We start from the raw sequence: 18,049 nt of genomic DNA, 5'->3' as shown, positions 1-18,049 counted from the left end.
TGACACAGATGTATCGTCGCGCTTTGCTTATTTTTATAGGGTTATTTGTTGCGACTGGAGCGTCTGCTCAATCCAATGAATTTGTAGGAATTGACTTTAGACTCAATAAAGACAAGCACGCATTGTTGGTGATTGAATTGGCGTCTAACGCAGCGGCTGTTGATATTCAGCCAATGCCCGATGGCTTGAACATCTCTTTGCATGAAACCGGTGTGGACGATGAAAAGCTGTTTGTCGTGGATGTGACCGACTTTTCTACCCATGTAGACACCGTTGAAGTGTTTAGAGATGGTGCCAATACCCGCCTGTTTGCGACGACGAACACCGATTATAATTATGATTATCGATTACGTGATCGCTTTCTTGAGGTCACGGTTTCTGCCAAACCAAAAGAGAAGCCAGAACAAGCCAATATTCTTGAAAAAGACGGTAAGCTCATTTCCATTAATTTCCAAGATATTCCTGTACGAAGTGTGCTGCAACTCATTGCTGACTACAATGGGTTCAACCTTGTGGTGTCGGATTCTGTGTCCGGTAACCTCACACTGAAAGTCGATGACGTTCCGTGGCAGCAAGTACTCGACATCATTTTGAAAGTGAAAGGATTGGATAAACGCGTTGAAGGCAACGTGATATTGGTGGCACCGAAAGAAGAGTTTGATAGCCGAGAGCAGCAAGATCTTGAGCAGGAGCGTTTGGCACAAGAACTTGGTTCGTTAGAATCAAAAATCATCGAAGTAAAGTTTGCAAAAGCGTCCGATATTGCCGATATGATTGGTGGTCAGGGCGACGTATCGATGCTTTCTGATCGTGGAAGCATTTCTATTGACGAGCGGACAAACGCATTATTAGTCCGTGATCTACCAGAAAGTATCGCGGTTGTTGAAGACATTGTCGAGTCGTTAGATATCCCTGTAAAGCAAGTGCAAATTGAAGCAAGAATTGTCACGGTAACGGAAGGCGAATTGGAAGAATTAGGGGTTCGTTGGGGCTTCAGCTCAACCAGAGGAACCAATACAGTGGGAGGGAGCATAGAAAGCAATCTGGCAACCATTGGGCTTTACCAAGCCGGCGGTGGATCGGGGGGAGATTCTGACGGAGGTGGCAGCTCAACCATTGATGACTTTCTTGCCGTCAATTTAGGCGCGACAAATAAAAATGCAGCCAGCATTGCATTTCAAGTTGCGAAACTTGGGACAGATACCCTGTTAGATTTGGAACTGTCAGCGCTTCAAACAGAAAATAAAGCGGAAATCATCTCTAGCCCAAGACTGATTACGACCAACAAAAAACCAGCTTATATTGAGCAGGGGACAGAAATTCCTTACCTTGAAGCATCCTCTAGTGGTGCGACGACGGTGTCATTTCGAAAAGCCGTTCTGAGCTTGAAAGTCACACCTCAAATTACCCCCGATAACAAATTGGTGTTGGATCTGAGTGTCACACAAGATAGACCCGGCAAAGTCGTAAAAACAGGGAACGGTGAAGCCCTTGCTATTGAAACTCAGAGAATTGGTACTCAGGTTCTAGTCGATAATGGTGAAACGGTTGTTCTGGGCGGAATTTATCAACAAAGTGTGACAAATACTGTCGATAAAGTGCCACTTTTGGGTGATTTACCTCTTTTAGGTGCACTTTTTCGCCGAAGTTACGAAAATTTAGGGAAAAGCGAATTGCTGATTTTCATTACGCCAAAGGTGGTTCTACAGTAGTGTTTATTAAAATTCTCAATCATCGACAAAAAATAAGGTTGCATTCAAGGCATCATAATTGAGATAATTTTGGGTCTGATCACGAATTTATCTGTGAGGAAAAGGTGCCTTGAAGGCTTTCATACAGTGCCAATCTGGCTTACTTCAAGGCGATGTCATTGAATTAACGTTGTAAATTAATGCTTAATATGGCTGAAAAACGTAACATTTTTCTTGTTGGCCCAATGGGCGCCGGCAAAAGTACAATTGGTAGACACCTAGCTCAGCAACTTCATATGGAGTTTGTTGATTCTGACACGGTTATCGAAGAGCGCACAGGTGCTGATATAGCTTGGGTGTTTGATGTGGAAGGTGAAGATGGCTTCCGCCAACGCGAAGAAGCGGTCATCAATGATCTAACAGAGCAACAAGGTATTGTTCTGGCGACAGGTGGCGGCTCAGTCAAAAGTAAAGAAAACCGCAACCGTCTTTCGGCTCGCGGTGTGGTGGTGTATCTCGAAACCACAATTGAAAAACAGCTTGCACGCACGAATCGCGACAAAAAGCGTCCTCTGCTGCAAACGGACAATCCTCGTGATGTGCTTGAATCTCTAGCTGGAGAGCGTAATGGCTTATATGAAGAAGTTGCCGATTACGTAGTACGTACCGACGATCAAAGTGCAAAAGTAGTAGCCAACCAAATCGTAAAAATGCTAGAAGAACGTTAAGTTCAATTTCGGAGAGCAAACCATGGAGCGGATTACGGTCGATCTTGGTGAGCGTAGCTACCCAATATCTATTGGTGCCGGGTTATTCAAAGACTCGGCGTACTTTTCTAACTTATCTTCAAAGAAAGTCGTTGTTATCAGCAATGTGACGGTAGCGCCTCTTTACGCTGATACCATCATCAGCAAGCTTGAGTCTCTTGGTCATGAAGCCAAGTTGCTTGAGCTGCCTGATGGCGAGCAATACAAAAATCTAGACACGTTCAATACCATCATGACGTTTTTGCTTGAGGGCAACTACGGTCGTGATGTGACGCTCGTTGCTTTGGGTGGCGGTGTGATTGGTGACGTGGTTGGTTACGCGGCAGCGAGCTATCAGCGTGGTGTTGACTTCATCCAAATACCCACCACATTGCTATCACAGGTGGATTCGTCTGTTGGTGGAAAGACAGGAGTGAACCACTCGCTTGGCAAAAACATGATTGGCGCGTTCTACCAGCCTCAATCTGTGGTGATTGATACCGATTGCTTAAAGTCTTTACCTGAGCGCGAGTTTGCTGCGGGTATTGCCGAAGTCATTAAATACGGCATCATTTATGATGGCGTATTTTTCTCGTGGCTTGAAGATAATTTAGAGCGTTTGTACGCACTGGATGAAGGTGCCTTAACGTATGCCATTGCCCGTTGCTGTCAGATAAAAGCCGACGTTGTTGCTCAGGACGAAAAAGAGTCCGGAATTCGCGCTTTGTTGAACCTAGGTCATACTTTCGGACACGCGATTGAAGCGGAAATGGGATACGGAAACTGGCTTCACGGAGAAGCGGTTTCATCCGGTACAGTCATGGCTGCAAAAACCGCGTTATTGCAGGGAATGATTGATCAGCAACAGTTTGAACGAATCCTATCTATACTTAAGAAATCCCGTTTGCCAGTGCATACGCCTAACAGTATGAGTTTTGAAGACTTTATCAAACACATGATGCGTGATAAAAAAGTACTTTCAGGCAAGCTCCGCTTGGTGCTGCCTACGGGTATCGGAACGTCTAAGGTTGTCTCAGATGTTCCCAATCATGTTATTGAGCAGGCGATCGACGCATGTCGAATGAGTGAATAGTACGCTTGCCAATTACCAAAGGTGGCGTCAATGAGTCTTGCTCATGAAATGCGAGTACTGGAATTAGAAACACAGACAGAGCTGCTTGACAGAGTGCAGCTTCTGACTCGTTTTGGCTCCAACTTAATCAACATCACGGGTGATGCCGGTTCAGGAAAAACCTGGCTTGCTCAGCGCTACCTTGAAGCTTGGGCGTCTGAAAAAAACCAATCTCTCCTTCTCTGTTTTCCAACACAATCTGATGAGCAGCAACGTGCAATGATGCTGAATCAGATTGTTTCCGATCCCTTATTCAATGAACACGATTCGATTATTGACAGCTTTTCTCGCTTAGTCGGTGACGAAGCATGCGATGTTGTGTTTGTGGTGGATGATGCCGAACTATTAAGCGAGGACTTACTTGCTGAATTATGGATGCTGGTCATCGAAGCTCAAAACCATCCCCAATGGACAGTTAATGTGGTGCTGTTTTCTAAAGGGGACAGCCTAGAGCACATTTTGACTCGTATTAGCTATGGTCAAGAAACCAAACCGATTGATTTCGAAATAGAACCACTCAGCTCAGAAGAAGCCATCGCGTTCACTGAAGCGTTAGTGATTCGCTATACCGCAGGCGAAGAGGCAAAGAAGAAAGTTCGTAAATCTATCGCAAAAACTCAGCGACTACCGGGGCAGCTAATGGAATTGGGAAATAAGAAAGTGGAAAGAAGAGTCATCATCCGCTCGGTGATAGAATCACCTATTCGTATTGCTATTGTCGTATTACTGCTGATATTACTGATAGGTGGCGGATACTGGTGGTACTTAAGCCAACCCACTTTGCTCGATGGTATTGATGCGGCAAATACTGGCGATGCATCGCAGAGCATGGCAACGGAAGTCGACAGTGTGTCCAATGGCTCGGGAGACAAGCAAGCTTCTGAGGGGAACTTGGATGATGTAACCGCCGATAACGAGTCCAAGACAAGGGATGACCGCAGCGACGACTTTGCCGCTCTACCACCGCAAGTGACCGACCAAACTGCGGAAGTGGGACGAAGCGATGCAGGAAAGCGAGTGGTGGTTCCGTCTGATGTTGTGGATGCATTGTTACAAGATGAAAGGCCGCCGCAAACTGTCACGATTATTGATGATGCCATCGAAGACGCTAAAACCGATGCGATTGCCCGCGAACAACTCAGCCAGCAACCGTCAGAGGAAGCTGAGACGGCAAGTCAGGAACTCGCGCCTAAACCGATCACATTCTCTTATTCGAGAGAGGAATTGTCGGCGGTATCTTCCAGAAACTACACACTTCAACTTGCCGCACTGACGTCCAAAGAAGAGGTACAAGATTTTATCGACTTGCACCAAATTCAAGAAGGCGTTCGTATCTACCCAACGGTTCGAAATGGCGTTGAGTGGTTTATTGTCACATACAAAGATTTTCCGACCATTCAACAAGCACGTGATGCCGTGTCTGAATTGTCTGCCGATGTTCAAGCGTTGGGGCCATGGGCGAAATCCATGATTCAGGTTCAGCGAGAGATTGAACGTGGGAAATAACGCTGAGGTTTGCTGCAAAATATGTTACATTCCGCAGCCTTATTTTGAGTAGTTGGAATTGAACGGTCGATGAAGAAACAACGTGCCTTTCTAAAATGGGCTGGTGGTAAGTATGGCTTAGTGGAAGACATCCAGCGTCATCTTCCTCCGGCACGAAAGCTGATAGAGCCTTTCGTTGGGGCGGGCTCCGTGTTTCTCAATTCCGATTACGATCAATACTTGTTGGCCGACATCAACCCCGATCTCATCAACTTGTATAACCTGCTCAAAGAAGAGCCTGAAAAGTACATCGCAGAAGCCAAGCGTATGTTTACGCCTGAGCACAATCGAAAAGAAGTCTACCTTGATACCCGAGCGCAATTTAATCAAACAGACGATGTGCTGTTTCGCTCGGTTGCATTCCTCTACATGAACCGTTTTGGGTTTAATGGGCTTTGCCGCTACAACAAAAAAGGCGGGTTTAACGTTCCGTTTGGTTCTTATAAAAAACCTTATTTTCCAGAAGAGGAGCTCATTTTCTTTTCTGAAAAGGCGAAAAAAGCCACCTTTGTGTGTGAAGGGTATGCCGAAACCTTTAGCCGAGCCCGTAAGGGCAGTGTGGTGTATTGCGATCCTCCTTACGCCCCTTTGTCTACAACGGCCAATTTTACTTCCTATGCTGGAAATGGTTTTTCTTTGGACGATCAGGGAGAACTGGGTGAGATCGCAGAAAAAACGGCAAAACAACGAGGCATTCCCGTGCTTATTTCGAATCACGATACGGCATTGACTCGTCGCTTATACAAAGGGGCAAAGTTGAATGTGGTGAAAGTGAAACGTACGATTAGCCGTAATGGTGCTGGCAGAAATAAAGTTGATGAGCTGCTTGCATTGTTTGAGCCAGTGACGTCTGAAAAGTAATAAACTCTGGGATCTCTCCTCACTGTTGGGTAGAATTGCGAGCAATAGTTACTCGAATTTCCAATATTGAGGTCAGGTATGACAGACTTTCTCATCGCCCCATCCATCCTTTCTGCGGATTTTGCGCGTTTAGGCGAAGACGTAGAAAACGTGCTTGCCGCTGGTGCGGATGTGGTGCATTTCGACGTAATGGATAACCATTATGTACCTAACCTCACGTTTGGTGCGCCCATTTGTAAAGCGCTTCGCGATTACGGTATTACGGCACCGATTGATGTTCATCTTATGGTGAAACCCGTTGATAGCCTTGTTCCTGAATTTGCTAAGGCGGGGGCTTCTATGATCACTTTCCACGTTGAAGCGTCTGAACACATTGATCGTACGTTACAGTTGATCAAAGAACACGGCTGTAAAGCGGGAGTGGTCTTTAACCCTGCAACCCCTCTTCATCACCTTGACTACATCATGGACAAAATTGACATGATCTTGCTGATGTCCGTTAACCCAGGTTTTGGTGGACAATCTTTCATTCCTAATACGCTGGATAAGTTACGTGAAGTACGCAAACGTATTGATGCTTCTGGACGTGACATCCGTTTGGAAATCGATGGTGGTGTGAAAGTTGAAAACATTCGCGAAATAGCCGAAGCGGGCGCTGATATGTTTGTGGCCGGTAGTGCGATTTTCAATCAGCCAGATTATAAAGCGGTGATTGACGAAATGCGTGGCGAACTGGCGAAAGTGAACCGCTAAGCGGTCCTTATTTTTAAGGTGAATGTGCAGTGCTTGGGCGCTGCCTCATTTTTTTGAAAACAAGAACTTTTTGAAAGCAAGATTTTTTGAGAACAAGAATATGTCTTTAAATGGAATCAAGCTTATTGCGTTTGATTTAGATGGAACATTGCTAGACAGCGTTCCAGATTTGGCAGTGGCGGCGGATCTAGCGGTGCAAGCACTGGGGTTTGCTTCAGTGAATGAAGAACAAGTGAGAGATTGGGTTGGAAACGGTGCGGATGTTTTGATTTCTCGCGCCCTTTCTCAAAGTATCCAAATCGACCCAAATTTGTCGCCAGAAATCATTCAGGAAGCACGCAGCAAGTTTGATGATTACTACGAGAAAGGTGGTCACAAGCTAAGCCACTTGTACACGAATGTACGTGATACTTTAGTCACGCTCAAAGCGGCAGGATACACGTTGGCGCTTGTGACAAACAAGCCGTCTAAATTTGTCCCCGAAGTACTAGAGCAACATCAATTGTCTGAGCTGTTTTCCGATGTTTTAGGCGGCGATGCCTTCCCAGAGAAAAAGCCCGATCCAGTGGCACTCAATTGGTTGCTACAAAAACACGATGTTAAAGCCGAAGAAATGTTGATGGTCGGTGACTCAAAAAATGACATTCTTGCCGCTCAAAATGCAGGGTGTCATTCGTTTGCGTTGACGTACGGCTACAATCATGGCGAGCCTATTTCAGAGGCGAATCCCGATTTCGTTGCAGACAATATTGCTGAAATTTTGAATATTGTGCCAGTCGCCGAGTATTCGTAACGAAATACTCAGTTTGCACTAGTAAAATACTTGTCAATGAGTACACTGCATAGACGCATGCCTTTTCGCATAAGGGCGTGCGTTTATTAATTTAGACCTATTTGAAATGAGCAAGGAAACCATCCCCATGAGCAAACCCATTGTATTGAGTGGTGTTCAACCGTCAGGTGAACTAAGTATCGGTAACTATTTGGGTGCTCTACGTCAATGGCAACAAATGCAAGACGATTACGATTGTCAGTACTGTGTGGTTGATCTTCATGCGATTACGGTTCGTCAGGATCCGAAAGCGTTACATGAAGCGACGCTTGACGCATTGGCGATCTGTCTGGCTGTTGGTGTTGATCCGAAGAAGAGCACGCTATTCGTTCAGTCACACGTACCTGAGCATGCTCAATTGGGTTGGCTTCTTAATTGTTATACGCAAATGGGGGAGCTGAGCCGCATGACTCAGTTCAAGGACAAATCTCAGCGTTACGCCAATGACGTGAATGCGGGTTTGTTCGGCTACCCAGTATTGATGGCGGCAGATATTCTTCTCTATGGTGCGCACCAAGTTCCAGTGGGGAATGATCAAAAGCAACACCTTGAATTGGCGCGTGATATTGCGACGCGTTTTAACAATATCTACAGCCCTGAAGCTCCTATCTTCCAAGTGCCTGAACCGTATATTCCTACCGTGAACGCGCGTGTTATGAGCCTGCAAGATGCGACGAAGAAAATGTCCAAATCGGACGATAACCGTAAGAACGTTATCACGTTGTTGGAAGAGCCAAAATCCATCTTGAAGAAAATCAACAAGGCGCAAACGGATGCCGAAACCCCGCCGCGTATTGCTCATGATTGGGATTCGAAAGCGGGTATCTCTAACTTGATGGGGCTGTATTCGGCAGCAACGGGCATGAGCTTCGAGGAAATTGAAGCTAAGTACCAAGGCGTCGAAATGTACGGTCCGTTTAAGAAGGATGTAGGCGAAGCTTTGGTTGCCATGCTTGATCCGATTCAATCGGAATACCGACGCATTCGAGAAGATCGTGCCTACATGGACAGTGTCATGCAACAAGGGGCAGAAAAAGCTTCTGAGCGGGCCGCTGTTACATTGAAGAAAGTGTATGAAGCGGTTGGTTTTGTACCGAGACCGTCTAAGGTATTACTGACAGAAAGACCGTGTGCTCAAGATCTTATCGATGATATGGATCCCATAGAAATTACTTCTGCTCATCTGAATGTTGATGACATAAAGTTGAAATAGATACTCGTATATTGAATCAAGCCCTCAGAGATTTCTGGGGGCTTTTTGTTTCCTGCTCTCCCAATTCTGATCCTTTCCATCGCTCACACATAACCTTCATCAATCATTCCGTTTCTTGTCATATTTCCTAGTTACTGTTTCTGTTGAAACTTGGGTTTCGATTCAAGTCTTTACTCTAACAATGCGATTTATCTCTCGAATGGGTGTGTGAATACTTTTGTCAGTTACATAAAAAGTGAACACTTCGCACGTTACCTAAACTGGTGACATTCCAAATTTGTGATAGAGAACCGCTACGGATGAAAGCGGTCGACACATTCTTAGTGACAAGAGGTGGACAATGGAAACCAAATTAACACGGACATTACTCGCGCTTGCTGTCAGCGGGGCTGTTTCTGCGCCTGCAGCTGCGGATATTGTGCTCTCCCAGTATGTTGAAGGTGGTAGCTTTAACAAAGCTATCGAGATTGCTAACACCAGCGATGCCATGGTCAGCCTAGATGGTTTTCAGCTCGCCAAATCGACGAATGGCGGAGGGACATGGACTCAAAAACGGTCGCTAGATGGGAAAACCATCGCAGCCAAGGACGTTTTGGTGATTTCTCACCCCAGCGCCAATGCGGCTATACAAGCCGTAACCGATGAAAACGATGGAAGTGTGGTCAACTTCAACGGTGACGACCCTATCGCGTTGCTCAACTCAGACGATTCAGTGCATGACATTATTGGTGTGATGGGGGACGTGGACTTTGCGAAAGACAAGACGCTGGTTCGTAACGCCGACAGCTTGACACCATCATCAACCTATCAAGCCAGTCAATGGACAGTGCTGGGTAAAGACAACATTGATGGTTTAGGTGAGTTGGATGGTGATACATCGCCAGTCGCCTTTAACTGCACCATTGAGGGCCAAGCACCAAGCTTCACGGCTATTCAAGAAATCCAAGGAGAAGGGGCAACGTCGCCATTCATTAGCGGTTACCCATACATCACTGATGATGAATACTTCGTTCGCGGTGTTGTGAGTGCGGTGACGACAGGGCTCACGAAAGGCTTTTATTTACAAGCCGAGTCAAACGACAACAACCCAAACACATCAGAAGGTTTGTTCGTTCACACGGGGGAAAGCAGTATCGAGCTGCAACCTGGTGATGTGGTTTGTGCCCGAGGCAAGGTTCAAGAATTCTACGATCACACGCAGCTTAAGGTTGAAGATGGGAACTACGTTAAGCAAGATGATGCTCCTGTGCCGAGTGCGACAGAAATCCAAATTGCAGATAGCGACGCCAATTTTGACGCCACTCTTGAACGTTACGAAGGCATGTTGGTGAAAACCTCCCAAGCGCTCGACATGCGTGTAACGCGTACCTTTGGGTTTGACTATGCGGCTCGCCGAAACAATATGGTGTTGGCTCAGGGGCGTCCAAATACTCAGCCAAACCAAAGTAACGCGGCGGGATCCGATGGCGCGAAAGCACAATCGGAAGAGAATGCGCAACGTCGCTTGTACGTTGAATCCGATGCCAAAGCCCCTAACGGCGTGATCCCATACTACCCAGATTTTGGTCGCACCGATGCAGATCAAGACGGTTCAACGGAAGATTACATTCGTATTGACGATACTGTTGTCAACCTTGAGGGGGTGATTGCCTATAGCTATGGTGATTACCGTTTAATCGCCACCAATTCGCTGACCAGTAATAATTTTGTTCATAACAACCCACGCACCGAGAAGCCTTCTCTTGAACGTGGTGGCGACTTGCGTATTGCAACGTTTAACGTTCTGAACTATTTCAATTCGCCATTTGGTGGTGATGCGAACCAGCATGGGAATAACCGTGGTGCGAGCAACCAAGGGGAATTTGATGTTCAAGAAGCCAAAATCGTGAATGCCATATTGCGGTTGGATGCCGATATTATCGGGTTAATGGAAATCGAAAATAACGGCTTTGGTCAAGGTGCCGCGATTCGTCAGCTTGTCGATAAACTGAATGAAAACATCGACAAAAAACACAAGCGATACCAGTTTGTTTCCGTGGATTCAAATGCCGATGGCGTAACAGATGAAATGGACTCAGTAGGCACCGATGCCATTACAACTGGTGTGATTTATCGCGGTTCAATAGTCAAGCTGAAGAAAACCCGTGTAATTCCAATGCCGCGTCAAGTCGCGCCAGAAGTATTGGATGACAGCGGAAAAGTGATTGAAGATGGTAAGAACTACCAACGCGATAGCTTAGCGCCAACGTTTAAAGTGAAAGGCACCAAGCATGAGATCACCGTTGCGGTGAACCACTTTAAATCGAAAGGGTCGACATGTTGGGAAGATGCTGCCCCTGTGGATCAAGGTGGTCAAGGCGGTGCAGATCCCGACAAGCAAGGCTCTTGTGAAGCGTTCCGAGTGGCGGCAGCGGTGGCATTGGGCGATGCGTTGGACAATATTAAAGGTCACAAAGTCATTCTTGGCGATCTCAATGCCTATGGTAAAGAGGATCCATTGCTTGTATTAACGGATTACTCTCAAGAGAAGTACGGCAAAGTGATCAAGGGCGCACGTAACACCTTCGTAGGCGACAATGAGCAGTTTGGCGACAGCGGTGCGGTGATCAACCACCATTACGGTTACATTAATGCTGTTGAGATGAAGCATCCGAACAGTTGGAGCTATTCATTCAATGACGAGGTTGGGGCATTGGACCATTTGTTGATCAGTCCGAGCTTGAAGAAGAAAGTTGTTGATGCAACGGATTGGCACATTAACGGTGGTGAGTCGACATTGTTTGACTATAACGATGAGTACAAAGGTGACTTGCCTAAGTACCAAGATCACTTCCGTTCTTCGGATCACGACCCTGCGGTATTGGATCTCAACATGCGTGGCGCATCGGTTGGGTTTGCAGGGGTATTGGCTTTATTCGGTCTAGGTATGTGGCGTCGTCGCCGATAGATCGTCGAACTCAACAAGCGTGACATTCAAAAGCCAGCGTTTTCCTTTCTCTTCGCTTGAAAACAGTGATCAAGAGACAGGTAAAATGCTGGCTTTCTCCTTTCTCCTATTTGTCCCCCGACAAACTCCAGTAGACATATTGCAAATAAGAAAATGCGCTCTAAACCCTACATCTTGAGAGCACTGGGTATATCGGGTTTCACATACCGATAGAAAAAAGTGATATGCCTCAGAATCTTATGAATTGACACTCTCTCCTAATACATCCACCCAGAATTATAAGATAGCATAAGCATATTGGTTATTATGCATATTGATTTATATGTCAATGTTGTTGCCGTTCCCGTCTTTCTATTTATAAAAATATGCTGAGATTTGCCTCATTAATTTTCAGTAGATAGCTTCTGAGTGAACCGAAAGGTACTGACCATTCATCGAAGTTTGTTAACAGCGTACGTAGGTTAGAAAATGAAACATAAGTTATTACTAGCACTGACATTATCTGTATTTGGGCACGCTTCATTTGCGCAAAGTCTCCCCTCGGTATTTATTCAAAGTTTAGGGTGCGATCAAGCAACAAACAGCTGTTCGTTAACGATTGCAAAAGAGCAATTTGGTTCTTCAGAATGCGCATCCAACAAAATTGGATGGGATTCGAGCAGTGACCAAGGAAAACTTGCTTTAGCACTGCTGTCATCCGCAATGATGACGCAGCATCAGGTTGAGCTGACGGTTACTGACGGTTGCTATCACTCTTTGCCTGAACTCGCGTCGTTCAACGTGCTTTCACGTCCAGCGAAGAAATAGGAGCCGCATAATGACATTCAAAATGGTATTTGGATTGGCTTTTGTTTCACTGGGGGCGAGTGCAGGCAGTACACATATTAGTGATATCCACAAGATTCAATGTTCGATGAACAGTGATTTTTGTCAGATCGTACTGCCCAGTGCGGTGAATACAGCAAGCGGCTGCACTGGGAATCAAGTGTTGGTTGAGGTGTCCCAGCAGCAAACATTGTCTGTACTGGCTTCTGCCATGTTTACTAAAACCAAAGTGAAATTCCATGTCTCTGAAGAGTGCGTACAAGGAAGTCCTGTCGTACAGAGTTATCAAATGCTTAAGGGGTAAGCTCGGAAATGAAACTATCTAACATATGCCTTGGTGTCGGTTACCTTGCCGTCGGTGCGGTGCTTTCAGCCGTCTCTTTCACCAGTACGGCCAATACCTGTTCTCTCGCTTCCAATGAATATCCGGCTCATGCCCAGTGGTCTTGTAGCTTGGAGGATTGGGTCAGTGGCAATACGTTACCTACCCAGCGTAAAACGTTGTCTTCAAGCCAAACTTCCGTTGTGTTGTATCCAGAAGGTCTAGAGTTAGCCGGGGATCTCAGTGTTAGGCAAAGCAGTGCCACATTTTCTGTGAGCAAAAAGCTTCAAAACTGTTCCGCTGTTTATGAATCTTTCAATGGTCAAATTGGAAAGTTTGCTAACGTGGTCACGTGTGAAAGTGGGCCTTACCAATTTGAAAAAGCGACGTATTACCACAGAAACGCTCACTGCCGTGTCTCTGGTGACGTTGAAACCTGTGTGAGCAACAATTTAGTGGTCACGCCTTTTCAAGCGGATCTAAATTACAAGGTACCAAAAGCGCATTATCAAAGTGAATTAAAAGAAGTTATTAAGAAAAACCGTATTTCTAAAAGCCTAGGATTGGTACCGGTTCAAGTCGGCGATATCACGACGTTTATTCCTGCCGAGGTGACGAACTTGTCGCCGCTCCTGACGGAAGTGAATCACAAGTGGTCTGGACAATTCAGTTCGGAGGTGAAACCGTCCACCTACTATGAAATGAGCTGTGTCGATAACTCAACTGTGCCATCAGTGACAATTCCGCTGTTATATAAAGATGCGCAATTGTCTCAAATCGGTGTTGCATCAAATTCAGGCATCGGTGGATTTGAACCGAAACTGCTCGATACGTTCATGAAGCGATGTGCTGCGAGCCCAGTAAGGTTTGCCGTGGTCAATAGCCAAGATTTGAATGAACCGTATTGGAGAGTGAACCTCGATATTACAGGCGGTAGCGATTACATCGGTGAGTTAGAGAAGCTAGCCGACGTATTGGTAGCAGAAGCCAATAGCCTCATTGTGGAAAGACAATCTCTGAACGCATTATTACGCAATAGTAATGATATGAATCATCAGGTTGAGGCTGAGCTGTCTGTTATCTGGGATATTATCGCTAATTCTGTGTATGTCTCGGACTTCTTTACCGCTGGCTATGTGCCAGCAGAGTTTGATGTTGCTGGTCTAGAGTACACTTTGGTGAGCGAGACCGTGTTACACGATTCTGTTAACGTAAAGCCTAATTTCGACAAACTTCTTCAGCTAGCCCAAGAGACCGGTGTGGAAGGCATTGAGAACTTGTTTAACTTTGATTTCGATTACCTCTATGACGACTGGGGATACAAGAAATATGAAACGGTTCATTATGCCCATTGGAATTTCTTGATATCTCTGGCTCAATTAACGGGTGATATCCGTTATTCAGATAGTGCGACAACAGATTTAAAACCCATCATTGTGAACATGAAGAATATCAATGATAAGAAGGTACTCGCTCTCATTAGTGTCATCGAGCATACGCTAAACGTTGCCAGAAATGCGAGCAGCATTGAGCGCGATAAAATCAAAGCACTTCACACTAAGTTAACGCAACTATAAGCAACTCAGCCACCTATACGAACGTTAGGTGGCTTTTTTATTTCTTATAAATCATTTCTTACTGGGTATAACATGAAAGTTAGGCTAGTTGGAGTCGCCCTGCTATTGGCTTTATTTCAGAGTAATGTTAGTGCGTCGAATATTACCTCCGAGCAATTAGATAATCAGCAGAAGTCACTCAATCAAATTAATTATCGAATAGACGAATTACTGCAGTCATTAAGCCAATACAAATTGGCTAGAGACGAACATTACCTTGGACAGTATGGCGTAGCGGACCGCGTAGAAGTTTGGTATACCAACCATAATTCGTGGATGAATCAAATGAATGAACTTCGCCGTCAACTAAGCGATTATCAGACATTGGCGAAATCGGATGCTAGTGCATTTAAAAGCAAAATGTCGTCATTGCTTACGGGGTTATATCGTTCGATGGATGAAGCGACCATTATCCGCCAACGTGCCCTTCGAGGGATGAGCCTGCTGACTAACATACCCAAATACCCTGAAAACTATGTTCAAGAATTCAGTGCCGCGATTCCCGCATTGAACAGTAATGTCGTGATGACTCGTGGTGCGTTTGAAGAGATACATCACAATTTCACCAGCGATAAAATGCAAAGAATCGAAAGTGCTCTGTTGCTGAGCAGTGATGTTTTGCAGTCCATTATCAACCTGTCAAAGCTAGAGTTTCCTGAATTGGTTCAATCGCTCACTCATTTAAAGCAGTTGTTTGCCGTTGAAGCCTTAGTGTCAGAGCCCGTTGATCGCGCGTCTCAATACGCCGCTTTAGTGTCATCCCAAGCGCGAAGAGATTGGTTTTTAGCCGACGCCTATTTCACTGAGTTTGAAAAGAAATATCAGTTAGATAGAAGTCGCATTGTCAAGAGTCCATTGGATTTGTCGCTGAAGCAACCGAGCTTGAGATTCATGGACACAAAATATCAGGATGCGAAACGTGCACTAGAGGTCAGTAAGCTTCGAAATTACATCACCTTGTATGATGTCTATCGCCGTACTGCATCCACATACGCACCAAGATGTAAGGTGGCGGATAATTACCGTAAATACAATTGTGCATTATTAAAAACGCTTATCGGTTTAGACCGCACCGCCATTCAAAAAATGACGATTGATCAGCAGCGTTATCTGCATGCGCAGCTTTCTCGTGTTCCTCAAGCACCTTTCTCGGAGGTGACGCAATGATTCCCTTAATGAAAAAATTACTTGGTGCACTGATTCTGTTTTCCATGTTTAGCTCGGTGAACGTGTACGCGCAAAATGCGGGTGAGTCGCCAGGGCAAGAAATCATAAAATTGATTCTAGGTGACAGAACGCCAAAAGAGTTTATCCCGTTTACCGAAAGCGAAATTAGGGCGTTGGCGCAAGAAGATCCCAGTGATGCACTAGAGCTCGACGTTCAAAGTGGGAAAACGTATCTGCTGCTGGATATTGTTTCTCAAGCTGAGCCAGAACGGATTGAAATTAACGAATACATTGGCATGGCGAATAAGCTAGAAGCGCAGATTACCCCATATGGTTATAGCATGAGGGATGACTCTTTTGAGCAACTGCCTGTCGATATTTACGAGCTGTTTAATGACCCAGAAATGATGCAAAAACGGCTTCTGGATGCATTAGAAGTGTATGCGCAACGCGAGCTCATGCGCCGACTAGACGCCATCGACCCAGGCATGTGTCCGCAAATCAATGTCGATAGAATCGTGGAAAAAATCAATGGGCATATTGCCGACAAGGTGGATGACAAAGTCAGTGAATTCACCGATAAGCCCCTGCGCTTAAAATCGGGTGATTTGGCTAAGTTTGATGAGTACATTCGTGCGGCAAACAACACCAACAAGATATTGTGTGCATTAGGCTACAGCATTTATGAAGCCATGGGTTTACCAATGAAAACGGTGAACGGTGTTACTGAAGTCGACGTTGAACAATTGATTGCTTCCGTGGGCGGTGGTACTGGGAGTGGTACTGCTCAGGCAGTGATTTCATACATTGAAGACAGGATCAATCAAGCGTTGGTGAGTATCGGTTTCGATATGCCAGCCATCGATAGTATTCTGACTTGGTCGCCTTTAGTTAAAGCGATGGAGTGGGGCTCCGAGTTTTTGGAGCTGGATGGGTTGAACATAAAATTGACATTACCTTCTCCCGAATTCATTAAACAAACGATTGAAGATTTAGGGTTGGCCGTGCCCGATAGCTGGGATATTCCTGATCTTCCCACCATCAGCTTCAATGACTCGTTTAAGCCGCCCACAAGAGACGATCTTGTGCTCAAAAAGCGTAAAGATTGGGTTGGTTTTGATCTTGGGAAGCGCAGTGTGGTAGGAACAAAAGCCTCTGCCTACTACGAAATTAGAGGGTCAGAAGAGGTTCAATGGGCGATAGCCGTCGGGCGAGCCGATGTGTATATCTTTAACAAAGAGAACAATGCGATCGGTGCATACGCCCAAGCCGAAGCGGGACCGCAAAAGCTAGAAGGCAATGTGGATATTCAGGTTCTTGGCATGCAGCTGTACAAGAGACACTGGCTAAAAAACGATGGCATCATCAAAGACAGTATAGATCTGCTCGGAAATGGAGACGGTTACAGTTATTCCTATGATTACACACAACAATTTGCGATAGGTCCTATTCCGGTTTACGTTTCTGTTGGTGTGTATGCCAGTGCCAATGCGAAGTTGAATTGGGGGCTTTACCTGACACAGGTTTACGCCGAGCTACAACCAATGGCGAAAGCCGGAGCGTTTGGCGAAGGTGCTGTCGGCATTAAGAAAGTGTTGTCGGCAGGCGTCCGAGGAACCATTGATGTGCTTAATTTCTCAGCTCCCCTTAGAGGGAAGGCGGGTGTGTTTTTTGCGGCATCTGGTGAGCCATACCTCAAATTGGGGCTGACATCGGATGCCATAGTCAGAGCCATGAGCGGTGGCATTAGTGCCTATGTGGAATACCCTTGGATTAAGATCTGTAAAAAGAAAATTGGCTTCATTAAAATCCCTTACCCTTGCATTCGATCCAAGCGTAAATCGAAGAACTTATACCATTACAGCGGTTATTCATGGTCTAAATCCATCATGAACTGGCAGTTGGTGTATGGGTATCATGGGGTGCATATGACCGGTTCTTTGATCGATCAAACCGACCGACAAGAAGCCGCGGCTTTAAAAGGGCAAGTGAGTCTTTATCAAAGGCATACAGCCTTGAATGATTACAGTACGAAAACACAAGTCAGGGTCCAAAATACGTTTGCCAAACTGAAAGAGGAGCTTGAAAGTGCTTCTGCCACATTGGTTCCACAAAAACGAACCGCTTTGCGGCTGAACGCCGAAGCTGCGGAGAAAAACCTAGCTCAATACGAATCTTGGTTAGCGGCGACGATAGACAACAACGTGGTGCAATCGCGCAGTCAAAATGTGATGTTGCGAAACTCTGCGGATTGGCGAATGGATGTGGTTAGCTCGCCAGCATACGCTGCAAACCCAGCATTTGCTGAGAGTGTGGTAGGTGCAGAAGCTGAGCCTTCAGGAGAAATCGACAATTCAAATGTGCTGCGAAGCTTACATGGATTCTTACACTAAAAACGG

13 protein-coding genes and 1 pseudogene are annotated in these 18,049 nt (G+C 45.6%); all 14 read left to right on the top strand.

All coding sequences use genetic code 11. The features are described 5' to 3' along the window. Positions 1 to 8: 8 nt before the first annotated feature. On the top strand, positions 9 to 1,712 hold the full coding sequence (locus HC752_RS15850) for a type IV pilus secretin PilQ (RefSeq protein WP_446751445.1): 1,704 nt from the start codon (positions 9 to 11) through the stop codon (positions 1,710 to 1,712). 188 nt (positions 1,713 to 1,900) lie between these two features. Beyond that, positions 1,901 to 2,419 (top strand): shikimate kinase AroK, encoded by a 519-nt coding sequence (gene aroK / locus HC752_RS15845; RefSeq protein WP_190336142.1) that lies wholly within the window; start codon positions 1,901 to 1,903, stop codon positions 2,417 to 2,419. A 22-nt stretch (positions 2,420 to 2,441) separates the two neighbouring features. Then, entirely contained in the window at positions 2,442 to 3,530 is a 1,089-nt protein-coding gene (aroB, locus tag HC752_RS15840; protein WP_190336141.1) for a 3-dehydroquinate synthase, read from the top strand. A gap of 30 nt (positions 3,531 to 3,560) precedes the next feature. After that, a complete protein-coding gene (locus HC752_RS15835; protein ID WP_190336140.1) occupies positions 3,561 to 5,075 on the top strand; it encodes an AAA family ATPase in 1,515 nt (504 codons plus the stop codon). 69 nt (positions 5,076 to 5,144) lie between these two features. Then, complete coding sequence (locus tag HC752_RS15830; protein ID WP_190336139.1) at positions 5,145 to 5,975, top strand: Dam family site-specific DNA-(adenine-N6)-methyltransferase; 831 nt, start codon at positions 5,145 to 5,147, stop codon at positions 5,973 to 5,975. A 78-nt stretch (positions 5,976 to 6,053) separates the two neighbouring features. Next, positions 6,054 to 6,728 (top strand): ribulose-phosphate 3-epimerase, encoded by a 675-nt coding sequence (rpe, locus tag HC752_RS15825; RefSeq protein WP_190336138.1) that lies wholly within the window; start codon positions 6,054 to 6,056, stop codon positions 6,726 to 6,728. Between the two features lie 100 nt (positions 6,729 to 6,828). Further along, positions 6,829 to 7,521 carry a phosphoglycolate phosphatase gene (locus tag HC752_RS15820; protein ID WP_190336137.1) on the top strand — a complete coding sequence of 231 codons (693 nt, stop codon included), beginning with the start codon at positions 6,829 to 6,831 and terminating at the stop codon, positions 7,519 to 7,521. A 127-nt stretch (positions 7,522 to 7,648) separates the two neighbouring features. Continuing rightward, positions 7,649 to 8,662 (top strand): annotated as a pseudogene (gene trpS / locus HC752_RS15815) (tryptophan--tRNA ligase); the annotation flags it as partial. Between the two features lie 451 nt (positions 8,663 to 9,113). Then, positions 9,114 to 11,720 (top strand): ExeM/NucH family extracellular endonuclease, encoded by a 2,607-nt coding sequence (locus HC752_RS15810; protein ID WP_190336136.1) that lies wholly within the window; start codon positions 9,114 to 9,116, stop codon positions 11,718 to 11,720. Positions 11,721 to 12,188: 468 nt separating this feature from the next. Continuing rightward, entirely contained in the window at positions 12,189 to 12,527 is a 339-nt protein-coding gene (locus HC752_RS15805) for a hypothetical protein (RefSeq protein WP_190336135.1), read from the top strand. A gap of 10 nt (positions 12,528 to 12,537) precedes the next feature. Next, a complete protein-coding gene (locus tag HC752_RS15800) occupies positions 12,538 to 12,849 on the top strand; it encodes a hypothetical protein (protein ID WP_190336134.1) in 312 nt (103 codons plus the stop codon). A gap of 8 nt (positions 12,850 to 12,857) precedes the next feature. Then, the gene (locus HC752_RS15795; RefSeq protein WP_190336133.1) at positions 12,858 to 14,444 is read left to right on the top strand and encodes a hypothetical protein; all 1,587 of its coding nucleotides are present in this window, start codon (positions 12,858 to 12,860) and stop codon (positions 14,442 to 14,444) included. A gap of 72 nt (positions 14,445 to 14,516) precedes the next feature. After that, positions 14,517 to 15,650: a hypothetical protein gene (locus HC752_RS15790; protein ID WP_190336132.1), complete on the top strand. Its 1,134-nt coding sequence runs from the start codon at positions 14,517 to 14,519 to the stop codon at positions 15,648 to 15,650. Between the two features lie 8 nt (positions 15,651 to 15,658). Next, the gene (locus HC752_RS15785; protein WP_190336131.1) at positions 15,659 to 18,043 is read left to right on the top strand and encodes a hypothetical protein; all 2,385 of its coding nucleotides are present in this window, start codon (positions 15,659 to 15,661) and stop codon (positions 18,041 to 18,043) included. The last annotated feature ends 6 nt before the right edge of the window (positions 18,044 to 18,049 follow it).

This window comes from Vibrio sp. S9_S30 (genome assembly GCF_014694455.1).
Taxonomy (GTDB): domain Bacteria; phylum Pseudomonadota; class Gammaproteobacteria; order Enterobacterales; family Vibrionaceae; genus Vibrio.
This window is presented reverse-complemented; position numbering and strand designations above follow the sequence as displayed.